Below are 18,315 nucleotides of genomic sequence, written 5' to 3'. Positions count from 1 at the left end.
CTTTCTTTACCGCTTTGGGCTGTGAAACAATCCGTCAAACTAAACTATTTGCGCCAACCAAGTCAAGGGAAAAGGGGTACGGCTCAGCCCGGTAATGCCAGGCTAAAGCCGTATCCCTCCTGACAAATGTGCTACTGGAACTTGACCGTGACCGGGAGTTGGAAGTATGTGATCGTGTCGGTGGCTATCCTGTTCCCGAGTTGTCCGTTGCCGTTGTCTCCCCAGGCATACCAGGTACCGTTGACGAGGGCGAAGGAACTGGTCCCGAAGGCGGCTATGTCGGTTACCCCGGTGAGATCGGTCCCCACCGACATCAGGGCATGGACAAACTCGAAACTGCTGAGCGAGGTGTCCTTGTTGGTCGTGCTCAGCCCGCGGTTGTTGCCCAGTTGGCCTTTGTCGTTGTAGCCCACGCCTTGGACGAAGTTGTCGGCTTCACTGTCGCGCCGTCCCATGAGGAGCAGCAGGTGGTTGATGCCGGTGGCGATCTTCTTGATGATGTAGGTGTCATTGGCGGCAATGGACAGCACCGCGACGGGGGTGGCAGTTTCCTGCAGCACCGCCGGGTCTTGTGCCAGCTCCCCACCGGAGGTCTTTTGGGGGTCAGTCGCATCCTTGTAGCCGTTGTAGCCCCAGCCCCAAAGCGTCTGGGCGCCGGAGATATTCTCTTCGAGGGCATAACTGGTCCTCGAAGAGGCGGCGATCCTGGTGATCGCCCCGCCGGCGGTTACCGGGATGGTTACCTTGCGCGGGCTGGAAATGGCGGTCGAGTAGGTGCCCAGCACAACGTGGCCGGACTGGCCTTTGCGGTTGTCCCCCCAGGCGTAGACCGACCCGTCGCCCATGAGGGCAAGCGAGTGCAGCCCGCTGGCGGCGACCTGGACCGTCTTCAGCGTCTTCAGGTCCTCATCCGCGTGCCCCCGCACGATCTCTGTGGGGACGGATTTGTTGATTATGGTGCTGTCGCCGAGTTGGCGGTTGGTGTTGTTGCCCCAGGCGTAGAGCACATCGTTGCCGACGGCGAGGGAGTGATACCCTCCTGCGGCGATATCGGTCACCGCGGTGACGGTGTTGGGGAGCGAAACCGCGTCCCCGGGCGTGGATTTGTACGCGTCCGGGTAGCTGGTCGAGACGCCGGCCCTGCCCAGCTGGCCGAAGAGGTTGTAGCCCCAGGCATAGACTTTAGTGCCGTCGGTGACCATGGTGTGGGCGACGCCGGCGACGGCCTTGGTCATGTTCACCATCCCCGGGACCGGAACGGCGATCTCACGGGTCTTTAGGGTCCCGTCGCCCAACTGGCCGAAACCGTTGTATCCCATGGTGTAGGTGGCACCGTCCTTCAACAGGACGCTGTGCTCGTAGAAGATGGAAACCGTAGAAGGGATGTGGTCGTTGGAGGAAGAACCACCGCAACCGGAAAGGGCGGCAGTGAGAAGCCCGGCGCAGATCAAAAGCCTGAAACGCCTGCAATTTTGCATATGAGAGACCCCTTGATGGTGAATTCGATCCGGCGGATTTAACTATACATAAAAGGGAATGTCAAGGACGGACTCCGGGGGATGGCAGTTGACATGCCGCGGTAGTTGCATGTAATAATGGCCCTTTTACAAAGCGATACAAAGGTTAATAAAACAATACGGAGGAAGTCATGGCTATCGAGCCGAACAAGGTCATCTACTCGATGATCGGTGTGAGCAAGTTTTACGACAAGAAACCGGTGCTGAAAGACATCTACCTCTCCTATTTCTACGGCGCCAAGATCGGCGTGCTCGGTCTGAACGGCTCCGGCAAAAGTTCGCTGCTGAAGATCCTTGCCGGGACCGACAAGGAGTTCAACGGCAAGACCATCCTCTCCCCGGGCTACACGGTCGGATTCCTGGAGCAGGAGCCTACCCTGGACCCCTCCAAGACGGTGCGCCAGTGCGTCGAGGAAGGCGTGCAGGAAGTGGTTGATCTGGTCAACGAGTTCAACGAGATAAACATGAAGTTCGGCGAGGAGATGACCGACGCCGAGATGGAGAAGCTGTGCGACCGCCAGGCCAAGGTGCAGGAGAAGCTGGACCACCTGGACGCGTGGGACCTGGACAGCCGCCTGGAGCTTGCCATGGACGCGCTGCGCTGCCCCCCGCCCGAGACCAACGTCGCCAACCTCTCCGGCGGTGAAAAGCGCCGCGTCGCCCTGTGCCGCCTGCTGCTGCAGAAGCCGGACATCCTGCTCCTGGACGAGCCGACCAACCACCTGGACGCCGAGAGCGTCGCCTGGCTGGAGCAGCACCTGCAGCGCTACGCCGGCACCGTCATCGCCGTCACCCATGACCGCTACTTCCTGGACAACGTGGCAGGCTGGATCCTGGAGCTCGACCGCGGCCAGGGGATCCCGTGGCAGGGGAACTACTCCTCGTGGCTGGAGCAGAAGGAAAAGCGCCTGGCCCAGGAGGAGAAGACCGAGAGCGAGCGCCAGAAGACCCTGAAGCGCGAGCTGGAGTGGATCAGGATGTCCCCGAAAGGGCGTCACGCCAAGGGTAAGGCGCGCATCAACTCCTACGAGGAGATGCTGAACACCGAGAGCGAGCAGCGCGCCAAGGACCTGGAGATCTTCATCCCGCCCGGGCCGCGTCTGGGTGGCGTGGTGGTCGAGGCGGACAACGTCAGCAAGGGGTACGGCGACAAGCTCCTCATCGAGGGGATGGAGTTCCGGCTCCCGCCGGGCGGCATCGTCGGCGTGATCGGCCCCAACGGCGCCGGCAAGACCACCCTGTTCCGCATGATCACCGGCGAAGAGAAGCCCGATTCCGGCACCTTCAAGACCGGCGAGACCGTCAAACTGGCCTACGTAGACCAGAGCAGGGACGCCCTCGACCCGGACAAGACCATCTGGGAAGTGATCTCCGAAGGGCAGGAGCAGTTGCAGCTCGGCAAGCAGCTGGTGAACTCCCGTGCCTACGTGGCCCGTTTCAACTTCTCCGGCGCCGATCAGCAGAAGAAGGTCGGCATGCTCTCCGGCGGCGAGCGTAACCGCGTGCACCTCGCCAAGATGCTCAAGGAAGGCGGCAACGTCATCCTGCTTGACGAGCCGACCAACGACCTCGATGTCAACACCATGCGTGCGCTGGAAGAAGCGCTGGAGAACTTCGCCGGCTGCGCCGTGGTCATCTCCCACGACCGTTGGTTCCTGGACAGGATCGCCACCCACATCCTCGCCTTCGAGGGGGACAGCAAGGTGGTCTGGTTCGAGGGGAACTACTCCGAGTACGAGGAAGACCGTCATGCCCGCCTGGGCACCGCGGCCGACCAGCCGCACCGCATCCGGTATCGCCAGCTCACCAGGGCGTAGGCGGCGCCAGCACAGTAAAACAGAGGGGGCGGCCGAAAAATCGGCCGCCCCCTTTTATTTTTTGGATTAGTGACAATCTCCCCCTAGTCCCTCTCCCTCTGGGAGAGGGTGCCCGAAGGGCGGGTGAGGGCTCTACCGGCTCAGATAATCTGCTCCGGGCAACACCCTCACCCTAGCCCTCTCCCGGAGGGAGAGGGGATGTAGAAGCATTTGGCGGAAGATCATGCCTAATCGGTTTTTTCTGACCGATCCGACTAGTCCGACTCCGACCGCCCTTTCTTCCGCGCCACCCCGTACACCACTTCGTAGGTTGCCGGCACGCCATCCTCCCTGCCGAACCTCTTGCGGTAGCTCGCCATCATCTCCAACATCACCCGCCGCTCGGAAAGCCCCTTGCCGCTGGCCGGCGCCGTGCTCCCCGCCCCGATCTTCTTCAAAGACCGCAACAACTCCGGCACGTCCGGGTGCATTTCCACCTCAAGCTCCGAGCTGACCCGCGGCCCGCAGAACCCCACCCGCTCCAGCGCAGCCGACACCTCGGCGGCGGCAAAGAAGCTGTGGGTGCGGTCGGCGCCCCCTTCCAGCACCGCCCGGTACGACTCCCGCAACTCGAACAGCGTGCGCTCCCCGAAGAGGGCAAAGCAGAACACCCCGCCCGGCTTGAGGACCCGCCGCGCCTCGGCAAAGGCCTGATCCAAGGTGGCCAGCCATTGATAGGTGGAGGTGGAGACCACCACGTCGAAGCTTTCCGCGTCGAAGGGAAGCGACTCGGCGTCGGCGTTCACCATCCGCACCCGCCTGCCGGCCAGGTTGCGGGCGGCGGCCTCGCACATTCCCGGCGCGAGATCCGCGCCGACGGCATCCATCTCCGGGTAAAGCCCGGTCAGCCGCGCCAGCAGCCTCCCGGTCCCGGCACCGATATCGAGCAGGGACGCAGGCGCCACCTGCTCCGCCTGCAACAGCGCGAGCACCTTGTCCACCACGCGCCCCTGCACCACGGCATGCCGGTCGTAATCGGTTGCCTGCCGGTGGAAGGACTCGCGCACCTTGTCTCTGTCTATCTCTGCCGCCATCTATACCTTCTCAATTAAAAATTAACCTAATTAGCCACAATCTTCCGCTAATGCCCTCTCCCTCCGGGAGAGGGTGCCCGCAGGGCGGGTGAGGGAGGTGCCACGAAACGGGACCATTGCCTATTGCAGCGCCCTCACCCCACCCCTCTCCCGGAGGGAGAGGGGGATGGGCATCTTGGCGGAAGATCATCGCTAATCAGGAAAATTAAAGCCCTGCGATGAACTCGCGCAGCACCGCGTTGAACCGCTGCGGCCTCGTCATGAAGGGCGCGTGACCGCACCCCTGGAATATCTCCAGCCGCGCCATCGGGAGGTGCTGCGCCAGGTATTCCGAGGCAGCAACGGTGCAGACGGTGTCCTGGTCGCCATGTATCACCAGCACCGGCCGGTCCACCTGCGGTAATTGCGCCCTCAGGTCCGCCGTGGAAAGGATGTTCAGCGACTGCATCACCGCCTCACGGTCGGCGGAACGCCCCCCGAGCACGATCTCGTGCACAATGCGCTGGTAGAGGTCGTGGTCCAGTTCCCCTTCCGCGAACATCCCCTTGAAGAAGTCGCCCATGGTCTTCTGGTGGTCGCGCCGCAGGCGCAGCCCCATCCCCTTCACCTCGACCGGCGCCTTGCCGTGAGGATAGTCGTCACAGCTGGCGTACCTGGCGTTGCCGCCGACCAGCACCATCCCGGCCAGGCGGGAGCGCAGCGCCGGGAATGCCTGCAGCGCCACCTGGACCCCCATCGACCACCCCACCAGCACCGCGTCCTGCAAGGCCAGCTCCTCGAAGAAGGCAGCGAGGTCCGAGGCGTAGTCGTCGATGGTGTAGGACGAGGCCGGCGCGGAATGGCCGTGGCCGCGCAGGTCGAGAAAGATGAGCCGTCCCGCGTCCTGCAACTCCTGCTGGAAACGCCAGGCCCGGCCCGACATGGCCCAGCCGTGGACGAAAACCACCGGCCGCCCGGCACCTATTTCCTGAAAGTGCAAAGTCATCTGAATGTTGTTCCTTAAAGACGAAAAGCAGTTTCGCAAAGAACACGAAGGATGCGCGAAGCACGCAATGAATTCCTGATCTGGGTTACCTTTGGGCTCTTTGCGACTACTCCGCGTTCTTTGCGTAACGGCTTTTGAATTACTTCAAACTACCCCAAGCGTCTTCCCCACCCGGGCGATGGTGTCGGCGGCTGCTTCGAGATCCGCTGGCTCGTGCGTCGCCATGATGGTGCAGCGCAGCCGGCAGCTTCCGGCGGGAACCGTGGGCGGCCGGATCCCCTGCACGAATATCCCCTCGTCCAAGAGCTCCTTGCTGAACTGCATGGTCGCCTCGGCCGGCCCCACGAAGATAGGGACGATCTGGGTCTCGCTCCCCATGGTGTCGAAGCCGGCAACCGCCAGCCTCCCCTTGAAGAGGGCCACGTTTGCCGAGAGCCGCTCCCGCAGTTCCTTCCCCTCACGGGAATCGACCAGGTCCAGCGCCGCGATGGACGGTGCCAGGACCGCCGGCGGCAGCGAGGTCGAAAAGATGAAGCTGCGCGCCTTGTTCACCAGGTACTCGCAGATCTCTGCCGAGGCGGCCGCATAAGCGCCGCAGCTCCCCAGCCCCTTGCCCAGCGTCCCCATGTGAATATCTACGCCGTCCATGACTCCCAAAAGCTCGGCCGTGCCGCGGCCGGTCGCCCCGAGGACGCCGGTACCGTGGGCATCGTCCACCATGAGCAGGGCATCGTACTGCCGGGCGAGCTGCACCATCTGCTGCAAGGGTGCGATGTCGCCGTCCATGCTGAAGACCCCGTCGGTGACGATCAGACGCCTTCCGCTGCCCGGCTTTTCCCGCAGCAGCCGCTCCAGGGCCGCCATGTCACGGTGCGGGTAACGGTGGAAGTCGGCCCGCGACAGCAGGGCGCCATCGACGATGCTGGCATGGTTCAACTTGTCCGAGTAAATGGCGTCGCCACGGCCGACCAGGGCGGAGATGATGCCGGTGTTGGCGGCATAGCCGGAGTTGAACACCAGCGCCTTTTCCGTCCCCTTGAAGCGGGCGATGCGCTCCTCCAGTTCCACGTGCAGCGCCATGGTGCCGGAAACCAGGCGCGAGGCGCCGCTACCTGTCCCCAAGGCCGCGCCGAAGACCGCGGCCCTGCGCAGTGCGGCATGATCAGCCAGCCCGAGATAGTTGTTGGAACAAAGCAGGAGCACCCGTCTACCATCCAGCTCGACGTGGCTTCCCTGCGCCCCATTTATTACCCTCATGCTGCGGTACAGCCCTTGGGCGCGCAACTGGTCCAGTTCTTCTGCGAATGTCTGCACAGCCTCTCCTTTCCATGCCGGGGTAACGGCGGAGCCCTTGTTATTAGCACAGGCGCTCCGGTTCGTCAACCTGACAACCAGCTACGGTTGACAAATACATACAGCTTACCCTATGCACCTGATCTGAAAAGAGAAACCTGCAAGGCCAACACCGGCAGCCAGGCCCGGCCCGAATTGCGCCCCTTACGAAGAGGGATATACTCTTAAAGTTTTTTCATCCAACTCCCTGCCTCAAACTGCTACTGGAACCCGCAGGACCATCAGGAGAGCCGCCATGCCGCATCTCCAAAACCGCAACGGATACAGCTCGTTAATGGAGCGCCTGGAAAGATTCCCGCAGGGAGCTCCCCCTTCTGAATTGTTCGCGAAGATACTCGCCCTGCTCTTCACCGAACAGGAGGCCAAGCTCGTGGGCCAGCTCCCCATGCACCCGTTCTCCCCGGCACGGGCGGCCCACGTCTGGGGTGTCAGGGAGGTGGAGGCCTACCGTACCCTGGAAGGGCTGACGGAGCGGGGCCTGCTGCTGGACACAGAGCACGAAGGAGAAAAGCTCTACATCCTGCCGCCTCCCATGGCGGGGTTCCTCGATTTCGTGCTGATGCGGGTCCGAAAGGATGTGGACCAACCCGCGCTCAGCAGGCTGCTCGACCAGTACCTGAACCAGGAAGAGGAGTACATCCGCGACCTTTACACCGACGGCAACACCGCCAGCACCAGGATCATGGTGGACGAGGACCAGGTCCCACCCTCGAACCTGGCACGCCTGTTCAACTACGAGCGCGCCTCCGAGGTGATCCAGGGGGCCAAGCGCATCGGCGTCGGCACCTGCAGCTGCCGCCACAAGATGAGGCACGTGGGCCGGGCGTGTTCGGCACCGCTGGAGACCTGCATGGTGTTCGACGACCTGGCGGATTCCCTGATCCGGCACGAGCACGCGCGGGAAATCAGCGCCGAGCAATGCCTGGAACTGCTGCAGCAGAGCAGGGAGCAGAACCTGGTCCAGGTGGCCGACAACGCCCAGTTCGGCGTCAGCTCCATTTGCAACTGCTGCAGCTGCTGCTGCGAAACGCTGATCCGGTCGCGCAAGTTCAGCGACCTGCAGCCGGTCTGCAGCACCAACTACCTCGCCGAGCTCAAGCCGCAGCGCTGCAGCGGTTGCGGCCGCTGCGTGGACGCCTGCCCCGCCGAAGCGATGCGGCTGGTCTCCGCCAACGATCCGCAGCACCCCTGGCAGCGCAGGTGCGTGCAGGACCAGGAGCGCTGCCTCGGCTGCGGCGTCTGCGTGAGGGTGTGCCGCACCAACTCACTGGCCCTCGTCCCTAAGGCGGAGCGTGTGGTCACCCCGGTGGACAATGCGCACCGGCTGGTGCTAATGGCTTTGGAGCACGGCAAGCTGCAACACCTGATCTGGGACAACCGGGCCATGTTCAATCATCGCGCCATGGCGGCCCTGGTCGGGGCCATCCTCAGGCTCCCGGCGGTGAAACAGAAGCTGGCCGCCAGCGAGCTCGGCTCGCGCTACCTGGGCGGCATCATGCAGCGGGTGGCGGAGCGCTCCAGCAGGATGCCCTTGCGGCTGTGACGCCCTGGTCTCACGGTTTGCACTTCCCGGGGGGATATGCTAGTTTCCCTGTTGCTCATACACAGGATCCCGGGAAAAAACAGATGCGCGGATTGAAATACCTGGCAGGATATTCCGAACAAGTCACGTCGAAGGTGGAGCGCCTCCTGGCGAACAACGAACTGGGGGGCGTTTTGCTTGCCAAGTACCCTACCCCACACCAGGTCCGGACCGACCGGGCGCTCTACGATTTCACCGTCAACCTGAAGAACGAATTCCTGCGCAAGTCCCAGCCGCTCAGCAAGGTGAGCTACGACCCGAAGATCAGCGTCATCAACCACGCCCTCGGCCTGCACTCCTTCGTGTCCCGGGTCCAGGGAGCGAAGCTGACCGCGAAGCACGAGATCCGGATCGCCACCGTCTTCAGGACCGCCCCGGTCGAGTTCCTGCGCATGATCGTGGTACACGAACTGGCTCACCTCAAGGAAAAGGAACATAACAAGGCTTTCTACCAGCTCTGCGAGTACATGGAGCCCGCCTACCACCAACTCGAATTCGACATGCGGTTGTACCTGACCCACCTGGACGCCTTCGGCCCGCTGTACCAGGAAGCCTGAACAGTCCCTTAGCGCCGCCCCTCACCGCACCTCAACGGTCCTCAACGGTCCCCCGCCATCCCTCCATTGACAACGGCAGCCCTACCGCTAGCATTTACCTTGTTCAAAAATTAACAAACACCAATCTTTCGCCACCCGTCCAACCTGGCACAAGGAGGATCCCATGTCGTTCGCGCTCTACATCATCGGGTTCATTCTGGTCATCTCCGGCATCGCCTGGGCCTTGGTCACGGCAGGTGTGGCCATGTTCAAGATCGCCATCGTCTCCATCATCCTGCTCGGCATCGGCATTCTCACCGGCGTGGTGCATACCCGACCCAAAGACCCGCCACGGGGGCCGCTCGCATAAGCCGACGCCCGGTTTACCGGACATAAAAAAGACCCGCCAGAGAATCTGGCGGGTCTTTTTCGTTGTGGCGGGGGGAGTCAGACCGCCAGCACGGTCGGCGGCACCGGCAGCGGTTCGCGCTTGGGGCCTTCCACTTCCTGCTGGGGGGTGAAGGGCATTGCCAGCACCCTGCCGAGGGTGAGCTGCTTGGGGTCCTGGCAACCGGCGACGCCGATATCCACCGCATCCTGCAGCACGTTCAGGCGAATGGTGCCGTGCAGGTAGTCGGGCCAGGAGAAGATGGTGGACCAGTTGGAGTCCCGCTCCTCCCGCACCACGGAATGATGGATGCCGTGCATGCGCGGGGTGACGATGATACGGCACAGACGCCGCTCGATACGGTGCGGAAGCCTCAGGTTGGAGTGATGAAACAGGATCTCCATCAGGGTGAGGGTCTGCCACAAGGCCAGGGCGAAGGGGGAGACTCCGATCAGGCGAACCTGGGCCGCGCGCCAGGGGACCGAAAGGATCAGTTCGCCGAAATGGAAGCGGAGCGCGGTGCTGGCATCGAGATCGAGATCGACGTGGTGCGGCCTGTGGAAGCGCCAGAGCAAGGGGACCTTGTGGGTCAGCACGTGCCAGATGAACAGCGTGTAGTCGAGAAGCAGGACCGACAGCGCGACCTCGGCCCAGGCGGGGAGGCCGAACAGCTTCAGAAGGCCCAGGCGCCTTGACTGCACCTGCAGCGCAAGCGGCCCCACCACCGGCTTCTCGGCGACCCCGACCGTGACGGCGGCCAAGGCCGCGAAAGCGACGTTACGCGTGTCGCGCCGCAGCTTGTCATCCCTGTCTTTCCTGAGCGGGCGCCTGAGCTCCATGGCCGCAACCACGGCAACGGTTCCGCAAATCAGTACCGCGTTCAGCCAGCTGGGGAGTTCCCCCTTGAGACGATCTCTGCGACCGGACATTTCTATTTCCCCCCTTGCACCGCCTGGCGCTACTGCCGTCGCCGGCATGCTTCACGATCTGTCCCCCGCCACCCGGTGCACCAGCTCGGCCGCCGCGGTCCAGGCGACATGGTTGCCCAGTTCCTTGGCGCTGGGCTGCCACGGAATACGACGCAGAGTCGGCGAGACCCCGAGGGCGGGCGCAATCAACCCGTCACAGGCGCAGAAAAAGGGGACGGCGAAGGGAAACCCGCCCCAGCGGGTAAGGCGCGGGAACCTCGCCGTTAGCCTGGCGTGGATGATACCCCACCCCAGTCCGTAGAGAATGCTGAAGGCGGTCCTGGCCCGTTTTTTCTCCACCGTGTTCAGCCTGCGCCCCAGCACCTTGGCAGCCAAATAGGGCCCCGCCATCTGGTGGGCCGGCGCCTCGCGCACCCGCCGGTCGCGACGCTTCTGCTTGTCGGTCACCAGCCGGTCCAGCACCCGGTCGCTGCCGGCCGCCGCCACACCGGCCACGAGGCCGGCCGCCATGGCCACCAGGAACGGGTGTCGCGACGCCTGAGACCGCAAATCGGCTTGCGTGAACATGACAGCCTCCTTCGAGCCTGCATCGATGTTTGATTTTGCCGCTGGCGCGGGCAATTTCCCCATTGTAGCCCCCGCAGTTCAGCTGTCAATTTTCCCCCAACAGGCGGCAACGCTGGGTTTTTACTTTGGTTCAGCCGCTTGACCACGTGATAGAGCGTTTTATAATTGCTCGGCCGATCCCCGGCAGTAGCGCAACCGAACATCAGGAGGCTCCCATGCTGGTCCGCACCCTGCAGGTGGTGGTACATTGCGAGCACAAGACGCTGTGGAACATGCTGATGGACAGGCTGCAGCACCCGGAGCGCTACATGCAGGGAGTGGCCGAGGCACGGGTCACCGAGGAAAGCCGCGATGTCTATATCTGCGAGATGACGCTCCATGGCGAACGGGTCAAGGAGCGGGTCCTGGCGCGCCCCTACGATGGGGAATTGCGCCACGAACTGATAGAGCACCCACAGTTCACCGGCTTTATCGTCAGGAAGATCGTCAAATCGGCGCGGCAGAGCCCCGTCGCCCCGCTCTACCTCGAGTATGACCTGGACCTCTTGCGCAAGTCGTTGAAGGTCCAGGGCGTGGTACGGGGGGAAGAGGAAATCCTCACCGACCTGGAAACGGAAATGCAGAAGGTGAAGATCCGGGCAGAGGAATCGGACTCGAGGGGGTGAGACGATGCGAGCGTTGTTTCTTGCGACAGTGTGCGCGGGGTCCCTTTTCGCGACCGCGGCCTGGTGCGCGACGCCGGACTGGTTCCTCCTGGACGAGAACCCGGAGTCGAGCTTCTTCTACGACCGAAGCGGCGGCAACAAGACGAGCGAAGGGGTGATCCAGGTCAGGACGCGTGTAATCTACAGCGAGGCGGGGAGGAAGGAGGCCGTCAAGGTGCTCAAGGGGCTGCCGCAACCGGCCATGCTGCATGAAACCCTGTACAGCTACGAGATCAACTGCGTGGAACGGGAGGGGCACCTGCTCGCCGCGACCCACCTGGACAACAACGGCAACATCTTGAAGTCGAGCGACCTCGCCGCCGCCACCCAATGGCAGTACCTTCCCCCCGACACGCGCATGGGGCTGGTCATCAAGCAGGCCTGCCAGCCTTAGCAGTTCCTACCTTTTCCGGTACTCCTGCCTCAACAACAGGTCCATCAGCACCAGCGCCGCCATCGACTCCACGACCGGCACCGCCCGCGGCACGATGCAGGGGTCGTGGCGCCCCTTGGCCTCCAGGACGGTCTCGCTGCCGTCGAAGCGCGCCGTTTTCTGGGGCAGGGCCACCGTCGCCGGCGGCTTGAAGGCCACCCGGAAGTAGACCGGCTCACCGTTGGAAATCCCCCCCTGCACGCCTCCCGAGTAGTTGGTCGCCGTCCCCAGCCGTCCCCCCTTGTCCACGAAGGGATCGTTGTGGGCGCTGCCCAGCATGCGGCTACCGCTGAATCCGGAACCGATCTCGAACCCCTTGCTGGCGGGAATGGAGAGCATGGCATGGGCAAGGAGGGCGTCCAGCTTGTCGAAGGCGGGCTCGCCGAGCCCGGCGGGAAGGTTGCGGCAGACGCAGCAGACGGTCCCCCCCACCGAATCGTCCCGGCTTTTCACTTGGGCGATCAGGTCGGCCATGGCTTGGCTCATGTCAGGGTTGCCGCTACGGACCGGGTGCCGGTCCACCAGCTCCCGCGTGATCCGCTCCAGGTCGACGCTCCCTGCGTCCAGCGCTCCGACGCTGTCCACCCAGGCAACGATCTCCACGCCGTGGCGCTCGGCCAGGAATTTCTCCGCGATGGCGCCGGCCGCGACCCGTGCAATGGTCTCGCGGGCGGAGGAGCGCCCGCCGCCGCTGGAGGCGCGCACCCCGTACTTGACCTGGTAGGTGTAGTCGGCATGCGAAGGGCGGGGGACCTGGGACATCTCCTGGTAATCGCCCGGGCGCTGGTCCTTGTTGTGGACCATGAGCCCGATGGGGGTGCCCAGGGTGATGCCGTCCTCCACGCCGGAGAGGATGGTGACCAGGTCCTCTTCCTCGCGCAGGGTGCTCAGCGCACTCTGGCCGGGACGGCGGCGGTCCAGTTGGGGCTGGATGTCCGACTCGGCTAGGCGCATCCCGGCCGGTGCACCGTCGACGATGGCGCCCACCGCCGGGCAGTGGCTCTCGCCGAAGGTGGAGACTCTGAACAAGGTGCCGAAAACGGAGGACATATCAGCTCCTTCCCCTCACGGGGCGGCCGGGGCAACCGGCCGGGAGGAATTTCTCGAGTGCCGCTTCGCCACCAGCACCACCAGGCTGCGCGGCGGCAGCCGGTAGCTGTCGGAGCCGAGCTCCGGCACGCTCTCCCAGGGGGAGATGTCGTCGGGGGACGCCAGCGAGGTGTCGATCCAGCGGTGCCAGGCACCACCGGGGAGCCTCCGTGGCGGCGGGAGCGTGAAGGTGAGCGGCTCCCAGTAGGCGTTGACCATGTAATGGAACACGAGGTGTTTGGAGGCGCTCCATACGGTGAGGGCGATACTGTGGGACTGGTAGCTCCAGTCCGGGGTGCCGAGGTGGACGCCGTGCCACTCCAGGCGCGCCTGCCCCAGGAGCTGGTTCAGCGTCAGCGTCTCCACCGGGGTATCGCTCTGCCGCAGGCGCGCCCTGATCAGCTCCCGCGTGAAGCGGTACACGTCCGGGTGCACGGCAAGCCGGTCCCAGTCGAACCACCCCAACTCGTTGTCCTGGCAGTAGGCGTTGTTGTTGCCGCGCTGGGTGCGGCGCATCTCGTCGCCCATGAGGATCATCGGGGTCCCCAGTGCGAGCAGGGTGACCGCCATGAAGTTCTTCACCTGGCGGTTGCGCAGCGCCTCGATGGCGGGATCCGAGGTCGCCCCCTCGACGCCGCAGTTCCAGCTCAGGTTGGCATCGGAGCCGTCGCGGTTGTTCTCCCCGTTGGCCTCGTTGTGCTTGTCGTTGTAGCTGACCAGGTCGTTCAAGGTGAAGCCGTCATGGCAGGTGACGAAGTTGATGCTCTGCTCCGGCTCGCGCTCCTGGTGTCCGTAGATGTCGGGGCTCGCCAGCATTCGGGCGGCGAAGCGGGATACCACCCCCTCGTCCCCCTTCAGGAAGCGGCGCACGTCGTCGCGGAACTCGCCGTTCCATTCCTTCCAGCTGTCGCCGATGAAGCTCCCCACCTGGTACAGCCCGCCGGCGTCCCAGGCCTCGGCGATCAGCTTGATGCCGGCCAGCGCGGGGTCGGACTCGATGTCCCAGAGGATGGGCGGGTTCTTGAGCGGGCGTCCCTGACCGTCGCGGGAAAGGATGGAGGCGAGATCGAAGCGGAAGCCGTCGACGTGCATCTCCTTGACCCAGTAATGCAGGGAGTCGATGATCAGCCGGCGCACCACGTGGTGGTTGGCGTTCAGCGTGTTGCCGCAGCCGGTGTGGTTGATGTAGCTGCCGTCGGCGTCGAGGGAGTAGTAGACGTCGTTGGCGAAGCCGCGGAAGCAGAAGGTGGGGCCGTTGTGGTCCCCCTCGGAGGTGTGGTTGTAGACCACGTCCAGAATCACCTCGATGCCCGCCTTGTGCAGCGCCTTGACCATGTCGCGGAACTCGTCCAGCGGCCCCAGCGGTCCCTTCCGGGAGCTGTAGGCGGCATGCGGCGCGAAGAAGGAGACCGGGCTGTACCCCCAGAAGTTGCGCAGCCCCAGGGGGGCGTCGAGCGGGTCGAACTGGAATATCGGCAGCAGTTCGACGGCGGTTATGCCCAGCTCCTTCAGGTACGGGATCTTCTCGACCAGACCGGCGTAGGTGCCGCGCTTTTCCTCGGCGACGCCGGAGGAGGGGTGCTTGGTAAAGCCGGCGACGTGCATCTCGTAGATGACCGTCTTCGAATAGGGGCGCTTGAGGGGGAGGTCGCCTTCCCAGTCGTAGCCGCGCGGGTCCGCCACCACGCTCTTCATGGCGCTTACCGCGTTGTCGCCGGGGAGGCAGGCGTCGCCGCGGCAGTACCCGTCGGGGACGGCGATGGCGCGGCCATAGGGGTCGATGAGGACCTTGCCGGGATCGAAGCGGCGCCCCCGCTGCGGCTCGAAGGGACCCGCGACGCGGTAGCCGTAGAGCTGGCCGGCGCCGATACCGGGTACGAAGATGTGCCAGTAGTGATAGGTGCGGTTGTGCTTGGGATCGAGCGTAATGACACGGGCGGGTGCGGTGTCGTCGGCGTGGTCGAAGAGGAGCAGCTCCACACCGGTACAATCCCTGGCGAAGACGCTGAAGTTGACCCCGCCCCGGGTCACGGTGGCGCCCAGCGGGGAGGTGTTTCCCCTGGGTAGTTCCCCGTTTTTCCTGCCTGCTCTTCCAGTCGATTTCGTCATTGTTTCCTTCCGACCGATTACATAGCCTGAACGCTTTCTCTGTGAGGGTGAGGCTGTTACTTAGCTTTTTACCCTGTGAGACTATAGATGATTATACTTTTCAGTCAAACTCAGGTGCGTGCTTTTTTAGAAAGAGTCACAGCGGCAAACCCGCACACCGAGATGGCGGCGCAGAGCCAGCCGATCCAGTCCCCGGCCGCGCCATACACCGTCCCCCCTTCCCAAAGCGGCACCCGGCCCACCAGGACTTCGCGGGTCCAGACCCCGGTGCGGCTGACGATGCGGCCGGCCGGGTCGACGAAGGCGGAAATGCCGGTGTTGGTGCCGCGCACCAGCGCACGGCGGTTCTCGATGGAGCGGAAGCTGGCCAGCGCCAGGTGCTCCATCGGCTCCACCGACTTGCCGTACCAGGAGTCGTTGGTGATGTTGACCATCACCTCGGGCCTGCGTCCCGTGCGCCCGTCGCGCATGAGCTTCCTGATGTGGGTGGGGAAGATGTCCTCGTAGCAGATGCTCACCGAGAGGAGGTGGTCCCCCAGCTTGAGCGGCTCCACGCTGCGCCCCGAGAAGAACTTGGCGCTGTAGGGAGACCAGGTGTAGAGCTGCGGGAAGATGTCGCCGAAGGGGATGTACTCGCCGAAGGGGACCAGCACTGTCTTGTCGTAGCTCCCCATGATGCGCCCGGAGGGGTCGGCCAACAGGGCGCTGTTGCAGAAGCGGGTCTCCCCCTCCTCCCTGATCTGCAGGCAGGTCCCGAAGAGCAGCGGAGTGCGCAGGTCACCCAGCGCCCAGGTGGGGAGGCTTCCCGTGCGGGAGTCGAGGGCGACACTCAACACCCCCTCGGGCCAGACCACCAGGTCGGGCTTGTGCGTGGCTACCAGTTGCTGCGACATCTCGCGATGTTCCTGTTGCATCAGGTCGACCGCCAGGTGGTTGTCGGCCGCCCCCCGGTTGGTCTGCACCAGCCCCACGGTCAGCGTCTGCGCCTTGGCGAGCTTTCGGTCCACCTCCCTGAGACGCAGCTCCCCGTACCCCGCCACCAGCACAAGCGTCACGGTGAGCGCCGCCACGGCCCGCCACGGCACCACCCTCTGCTCGCGCCAGCGCAGCGTCACCCAGTACAGGGTGGCGTTGATGTAGACCACCAGGAAGGAGACGCCGAGGATGCCGGCGAAGTCGGCGATCTGGGTCAGGTGCGAGATGCGATACTGGCTGGCGCCGATGTAGTTGGGGAAAACCTCCGGCCAGAGCTTCTCGATCGCCGTCCAGAGTACCGGTGCGGCCCAGAGCACGTACCATTGCCTCTCACGGGTGAGCAGCCGGGTCCCCAGGGCCCAGAGCGCCAGCACCATGCCGTTGGCGGCGGCCAGGAGGATGAGGCCGAAGACACCGGCGATCCACGGGGCGCCGGCGAACTGCTGGAACATCTGGATGATCCAGTAGAAACCGCCGCCGTGCCCGACGATGCCGGCCAGCCAGCCCAGCCAGAAGGCACGCGCCGGTCGCTGGTCCCGAAGCGCCCAGAGCAGGGGGACCAGGAAAAACCATTCCAGGTAGAAGTGATCGAAACCGGCGTAGCCCAGGAACATGAGCACGCCGCTCACCACGGCGGCACACCAGGGGAGCAGGGACTTGAAAGTTGCGGAGGTAGTCAAGGATGGACCTCTTGTCTGAATAACTGCAGCTGCGGGTGGACGCCCGCGCCTGCGCAGGGTGGCACGATAGCACAGCCGCTTAATAATCACAATCTAACAGGGGAGCAGATGGCGAGGGGACTGTCCCCTTTGATCTCGTTCCCAAGGTCCGCCTTGGGAACGCAAAGCCTCTCGGAAGCTCCAACTTCCCTCGGATGCAAAGCTGGAGCTTTGCGCCATATGGGGTTCCCAAGCTGGAGCTTGGGAACCAGGAAACAATCTAACAGGGGAGCAGACGGCGAGGGGACTGGCTCCGCCAGGTGCCTGTCCCCTTAGCAGTTGGGAGTTGGCTGAGCTGAAAAGGGCGTTCCGCTAGAGGGACAGGCACCTTGCGGAGCCTGTCCCTTCTACCAACAAAGAAAGGGCGCCTGGGAAGGCGCCCCTACTTCTTTCAACGCTCCGGATAGTAATCCGGCGGAACCGAGTACATGTCGGGCGGAGGGGGCGGGGTGTACGGCCGCGCCCGACGCACCTTGCGCACCGATCCCGGGATCTGGTTCCCCTTGGCGTACATGCACTGCACGTAGGTGTTGTCGTAACGGCGCTGCGCCTCGTAGCCGTAGACCCGGCCGGACTCGGAACCGCTCGCCGCGCCGAAGAGAAGGCCCGTGCCGCCGCCGATGGCCGCGCCGGCCCCCGCATTGCCGCCGGCCGCGCCCAACAGGGCACCGACGCCGGCCCCGACGGCGCCGCCGACGACCGCGCTGGTGGCGGTGTTCTGGTTTGCCGTGTCCTGCGGACTCATGCCCAGGCTCTGCTCGGCGTACCTGCGGCACAACCCGTCTTCAGCCATGAACTGCTCGAAGGATTTCCCCGGGGTCGGCAGCACCCTGACGCTTGGGCCCGTGGGCATGGTGGCGCAACCGCCAAGCACCAGGAAGGCTAGCAACGACCAAACTGTTATCCTGGTTGTTCTCATGTCAATCCTCCTTGTCTTCCTCTGACTGGGACGGTGGCGTGGTATCGGGTACGACCTTCATCCAGCCGCTCGGGCAGCGCTCCACGTATGGGTAATATCCTTCCGGCTTGCGGCAGTAATACCAGTACCCGGTTTGCTCCTCGCCGGTCCCGGTGTCCGGCGATATGTATTCCTGCGGTTCCTGAGGCACCACGACCGTCGGCGGAGTGTAGTAGTACGGATAGGCCGGGTAGCTGTAGTAGTAGGGGTAGAAGAAGGGATCCCATCCCCAGCCCCAACCCGGACCGATATAGACGCTGCCGGAGAAGTGGCTGCCGCCCCTGTGGCCGCCGTAGCTGTACCCGCCGCGGCTGTAGCCACGGGTGTACCCGCCACGCCCTGACGTGCGGGCCGCGACCTCACCGCCGCCTCGACCCGCAACGCGCGTGAAAGCTTCGCCGCGTGCTCCCGAATCCGCGTGGCTACTGGTAACGGAACCGGTCACTGACACAGCGATCAGGAACAACGGAAGTAAAAGGATGCTAATCCGGATCTTCTTCATGACCTGGCCCTCCTTTGAGGGATGTTTTACAGCGATTTCAGTATACTACCGGGCCGAAATATCTGCAAAAGCTAACCCG

Annotated in this window: 17 protein-coding genes; 6 read left to right on the top strand and 11 right to left on the bottom strand. The window is 64.0% G+C overall.

Annotated features, from left to right (window positions below):
- Positions 1 to 131: 131 nt before the first annotated feature.
- On the bottom strand, positions 132 to 1,478 hold the full coding sequence (locus tag H7687_RS17235; protein WP_183349706.1) for an RCC1 domain-containing protein: 1,347 nt from the start codon (positions 1,476 to 1,478) through the stop codon (positions 132 to 134).
- A gap of 170 nt (positions 1,479 to 1,648) precedes the next feature.
- Between H7687_RS17235 and ettA the strand changes: the two genes are divergently transcribed.
- Positions 1,649 to 3,334, top strand: a complete 1,686-nt coding sequence (ettA, locus tag H7687_RS17230) for an energy-dependent translational throttle protein EttA (protein ID WP_183349704.1) — start codon at positions 1,649 to 1,651, stop codon at positions 3,332 to 3,334.
- 254 nt (positions 3,335 to 3,588) lie between these two features.
- Here the strand turns inward: ettA and H7687_RS17225 are convergent, their stop codons facing one another.
- From H7687_RS17225 to bioF, 3 genes are all read right to left on the bottom strand, one after another.
- On the bottom strand, positions 3,589 to 4,407 hold the full coding sequence (locus H7687_RS17225; RefSeq protein ID WP_183349702.1) for a methyltransferase domain-containing protein: 819 nt from the start codon (positions 4,405 to 4,407) through the stop codon (positions 3,589 to 3,591).
- A 205-nt stretch (positions 4,408 to 4,612) separates the two neighbouring features.
- Positions 4,613 to 5,392 (bottom strand): alpha/beta fold hydrolase, encoded by a 780-nt coding sequence (locus tag H7687_RS17220; protein ID WP_183349700.1) that lies wholly within the window; start codon positions 5,390 to 5,392, stop codon positions 4,613 to 4,615.
- A gap of 144 nt (positions 5,393 to 5,536) precedes the next feature.
- On the bottom strand, positions 5,537 to 6,706 hold the full coding sequence (gene bioF / locus H7687_RS17215; protein ID WP_183349698.1) for an 8-amino-7-oxononanoate synthase: 1,170 nt from the start codon (positions 6,704 to 6,706) through the stop codon (positions 5,537 to 5,539).
- Positions 6,707 to 6,980: 274 nt separating this feature from the next.
- Between bioF and H7687_RS17210 the strand changes: the two genes are divergently transcribed.
- From H7687_RS17210 to H7687_RS17200, 3 genes are all read left to right on the top strand, one after another.
- Positions 6,981 to 8,288 (top strand): 4Fe-4S dicluster domain-containing protein, encoded by a 1,308-nt coding sequence (locus H7687_RS17210; protein ID WP_183349696.1) that lies wholly within the window; start codon positions 6,981 to 6,983, stop codon positions 8,286 to 8,288.
- A gap of 83 nt (positions 8,289 to 8,371) precedes the next feature.
- Entirely contained in the window at positions 8,372 to 8,884 is a 513-nt protein-coding gene (locus H7687_RS17205; RefSeq protein ID WP_183349694.1) for a M48 metallopeptidase family protein, read from the top strand.
- Between the two features lie 163 nt (positions 8,885 to 9,047).
- Positions 9,048 to 9,233, top strand: coding sequence for a hypothetical protein (locus H7687_RS17200; protein ID WP_183349692.1), 186 nt, complete (start codon positions 9,048 to 9,050; stop codon positions 9,231 to 9,233).
- Between the two features lie 77 nt (positions 9,234 to 9,310).
- Here H7687_RS17200 and H7687_RS17195 read toward each other — a convergent pair whose 3' ends face one another.
- Complete coding sequence (locus tag H7687_RS17195) at positions 9,311 to 10,180, bottom strand: sterol desaturase family protein (RefSeq protein ID WP_183349690.1); 870 nt, start codon at positions 10,178 to 10,180, stop codon at positions 9,311 to 9,313.
- 51 nt (positions 10,181 to 10,231) lie between these two features.
- Positions 10,232 to 10,747, bottom strand: coding sequence for a DUF1440 domain-containing protein (locus H7687_RS17190; protein WP_183349688.1), 516 nt, complete (start codon positions 10,745 to 10,747; stop codon positions 10,232 to 10,234).
- A gap of 215 nt (positions 10,748 to 10,962) precedes the next feature.
- Between H7687_RS17190 and H7687_RS17185 the strand changes: the two genes are divergently transcribed.
- Together H7687_RS17185 and H7687_RS17180 are read left to right on the top strand one after the other, a co-directional pair.
- Entirely contained in the window at positions 10,963 to 11,412 is a 450-nt protein-coding gene (locus tag H7687_RS17185; protein ID WP_183349686.1) for an AtaL-like protein, read from the top strand.
- 4 nt (positions 11,413 to 11,416) lie between these two features.
- Positions 11,417 to 11,845, top strand: a complete 429-nt coding sequence (locus tag H7687_RS17180; RefSeq protein WP_183349684.1) for a hypothetical protein — start codon at positions 11,417 to 11,419, stop codon at positions 11,843 to 11,845.
- Between the two features lie 6 nt (positions 11,846 to 11,851).
- On the opposite strand, the gene aroC is transcribed toward H7687_RS17180, so the two are convergent.
- The 5 genes from aroC to H7687_RS17155 all read right to left on the bottom strand — a co-directional run bounded on the left by aroC (position 11,852) and on the right by H7687_RS17155 (position 18,236).
- Positions 11,852 to 12,934, bottom strand: coding sequence for a chorismate synthase (aroC, locus tag H7687_RS17175; RefSeq protein WP_183349683.1), 1,083 nt, complete (start codon positions 12,932 to 12,934; stop codon positions 11,852 to 11,854).
- Between the two features lie 15 nt (positions 12,935 to 12,949).
- On the bottom strand, positions 12,950 to 15,082 hold the full coding sequence (gene glgX / locus H7687_RS17170; protein WP_183349681.1) for a glycogen debranching protein GlgX: 2,133 nt from the start codon (positions 15,080 to 15,082) through the stop codon (positions 12,950 to 12,952).
- Positions 15,083 to 15,192: 110 nt separating this feature from the next.
- Positions 15,193 to 16,737, bottom strand: coding sequence for an apolipoprotein N-acyltransferase (lnt, locus tag H7687_RS17165; protein ID WP_183349679.1), 1,545 nt, complete (start codon positions 16,735 to 16,737; stop codon positions 15,193 to 15,195).
- Positions 16,738 to 17,167: 430 nt separating this feature from the next.
- On the bottom strand, positions 17,168 to 17,695 hold the full coding sequence (locus tag H7687_RS17160) for a glycine zipper family protein (RefSeq protein WP_183349677.1): 528 nt from the start codon (positions 17,693 to 17,695) through the stop codon (positions 17,168 to 17,170).
- Between the two features lies 1 nt (position 17,696).
- Positions 17,697 to 18,236: a hypothetical protein gene (locus H7687_RS17155; RefSeq protein ID WP_183349675.1), complete on the bottom strand. Its 540-nt coding sequence runs from the start codon at positions 18,234 to 18,236 to the stop codon at positions 17,697 to 17,699.
- Positions 18,237 to 18,315: the final 79 nt, after the last annotated feature.

The organism is Geomonas paludis (genome assembly GCF_014193585.1).
GTDB classification, from domain to species: domain Bacteria; phylum Desulfobacterota; class Desulfuromonadia; order Geobacterales; family Geobacteraceae; genus Geomonas; species Geomonas paludis.
Note: the sequence above shows the minus strand (reverse complement) of the source record. Positions and strands in the feature narration are given on the sequence as shown.

Excerpts from the sequence above, each read along its gene's own strand:
- H7687_RS17190 (WP_183349688.1), bottom strand. The coding sequence starts at position 10,747 with ATGTTCACGCAAGCCGATTTGCGGTCTCAGGCGTCGCGACACCCGTTC.
- aroC (WP_183349683.1), bottom strand. The coding sequence starts at position 12,934 with ATGTCCTCCGTTTTCGGCACCTTGTTCAGAGTCTCCACCTTCGGCGAG.
- H7687_RS17180 (WP_183349684.1), top strand. The coding sequence starts at position 11,417 with ATGCGAGCGTTGTTTCTTGCGACAGTGTGCGCGGGGTCCCTTTTCGCG.
- H7687_RS17200 (WP_183349692.1), top strand. The coding sequence starts at position 9,048 with ATGTCGTTCGCGCTCTACATCATCGGGTTCATTCTGGTCATCTCCGGC.
- H7687_RS17225 (WP_183349702.1), bottom strand. The coding sequence starts at position 4,407 with ATGGCGGCAGAGATAGACAGAGACAAGGTGCGCGAGTCCTTCCACCGG.
- H7687_RS17195 (WP_183349690.1), bottom strand. The coding sequence starts at position 10,180 with ATGTCCGGTCGCAGAGATCGTCTCAAGGGGGAACTCCCCAGCTGGCTG.
- H7687_RS17155 (WP_183349675.1), bottom strand. The coding sequence starts at position 18,236 with ATGAAGAAGATCCGGATTAGCATCCTTTTACTTCCGTTGTTCCTGATC.
- H7687_RS17210 (WP_183349696.1), top strand. The coding sequence starts at position 6,981 with ATGCCGCATCTCCAAAACCGCAACGGATACAGCTCGTTAATGGAGCGC.
- H7687_RS17160 (WP_183349677.1), bottom strand. The coding sequence starts at position 17,695 with ATGAGAACAACCAGGATAACAGTTTGGTCGTTGCTAGCCTTCCTGGTG.
- H7687_RS17185 (WP_183349686.1), top strand. The coding sequence starts at position 10,963 with ATGCTGGTCCGCACCCTGCAGGTGGTGGTACATTGCGAGCACAAGACG.
- H7687_RS17235 (WP_183349706.1), bottom strand. The coding sequence starts at position 1,478 with ATGCAAAATTGCAGGCGTTTCAGGCTTTTGATCTGCGCCGGGCTTCTC.
- ettA (WP_183349704.1), top strand. The coding sequence starts at position 1,649 with ATGGCTATCGAGCCGAACAAGGTCATCTACTCGATGATCGGTGTGAGC.
- H7687_RS17205 (WP_183349694.1), top strand. The coding sequence starts at position 8,372 with ATGCGCGGATTGAAATACCTGGCAGGATATTCCGAACAAGTCACGTCG.
- H7687_RS17220 (WP_183349700.1), bottom strand. The coding sequence starts at position 5,392 with ATGACTTTGCACTTTCAGGAAATAGGTGCCGGGCGGCCGGTGGTTTTC.
- glgX (WP_183349681.1), bottom strand. The coding sequence starts at position 15,082 with ATGACGAAATCGACTGGAAGAGCAGGCAGGAAAAACGGGGAACTACCC.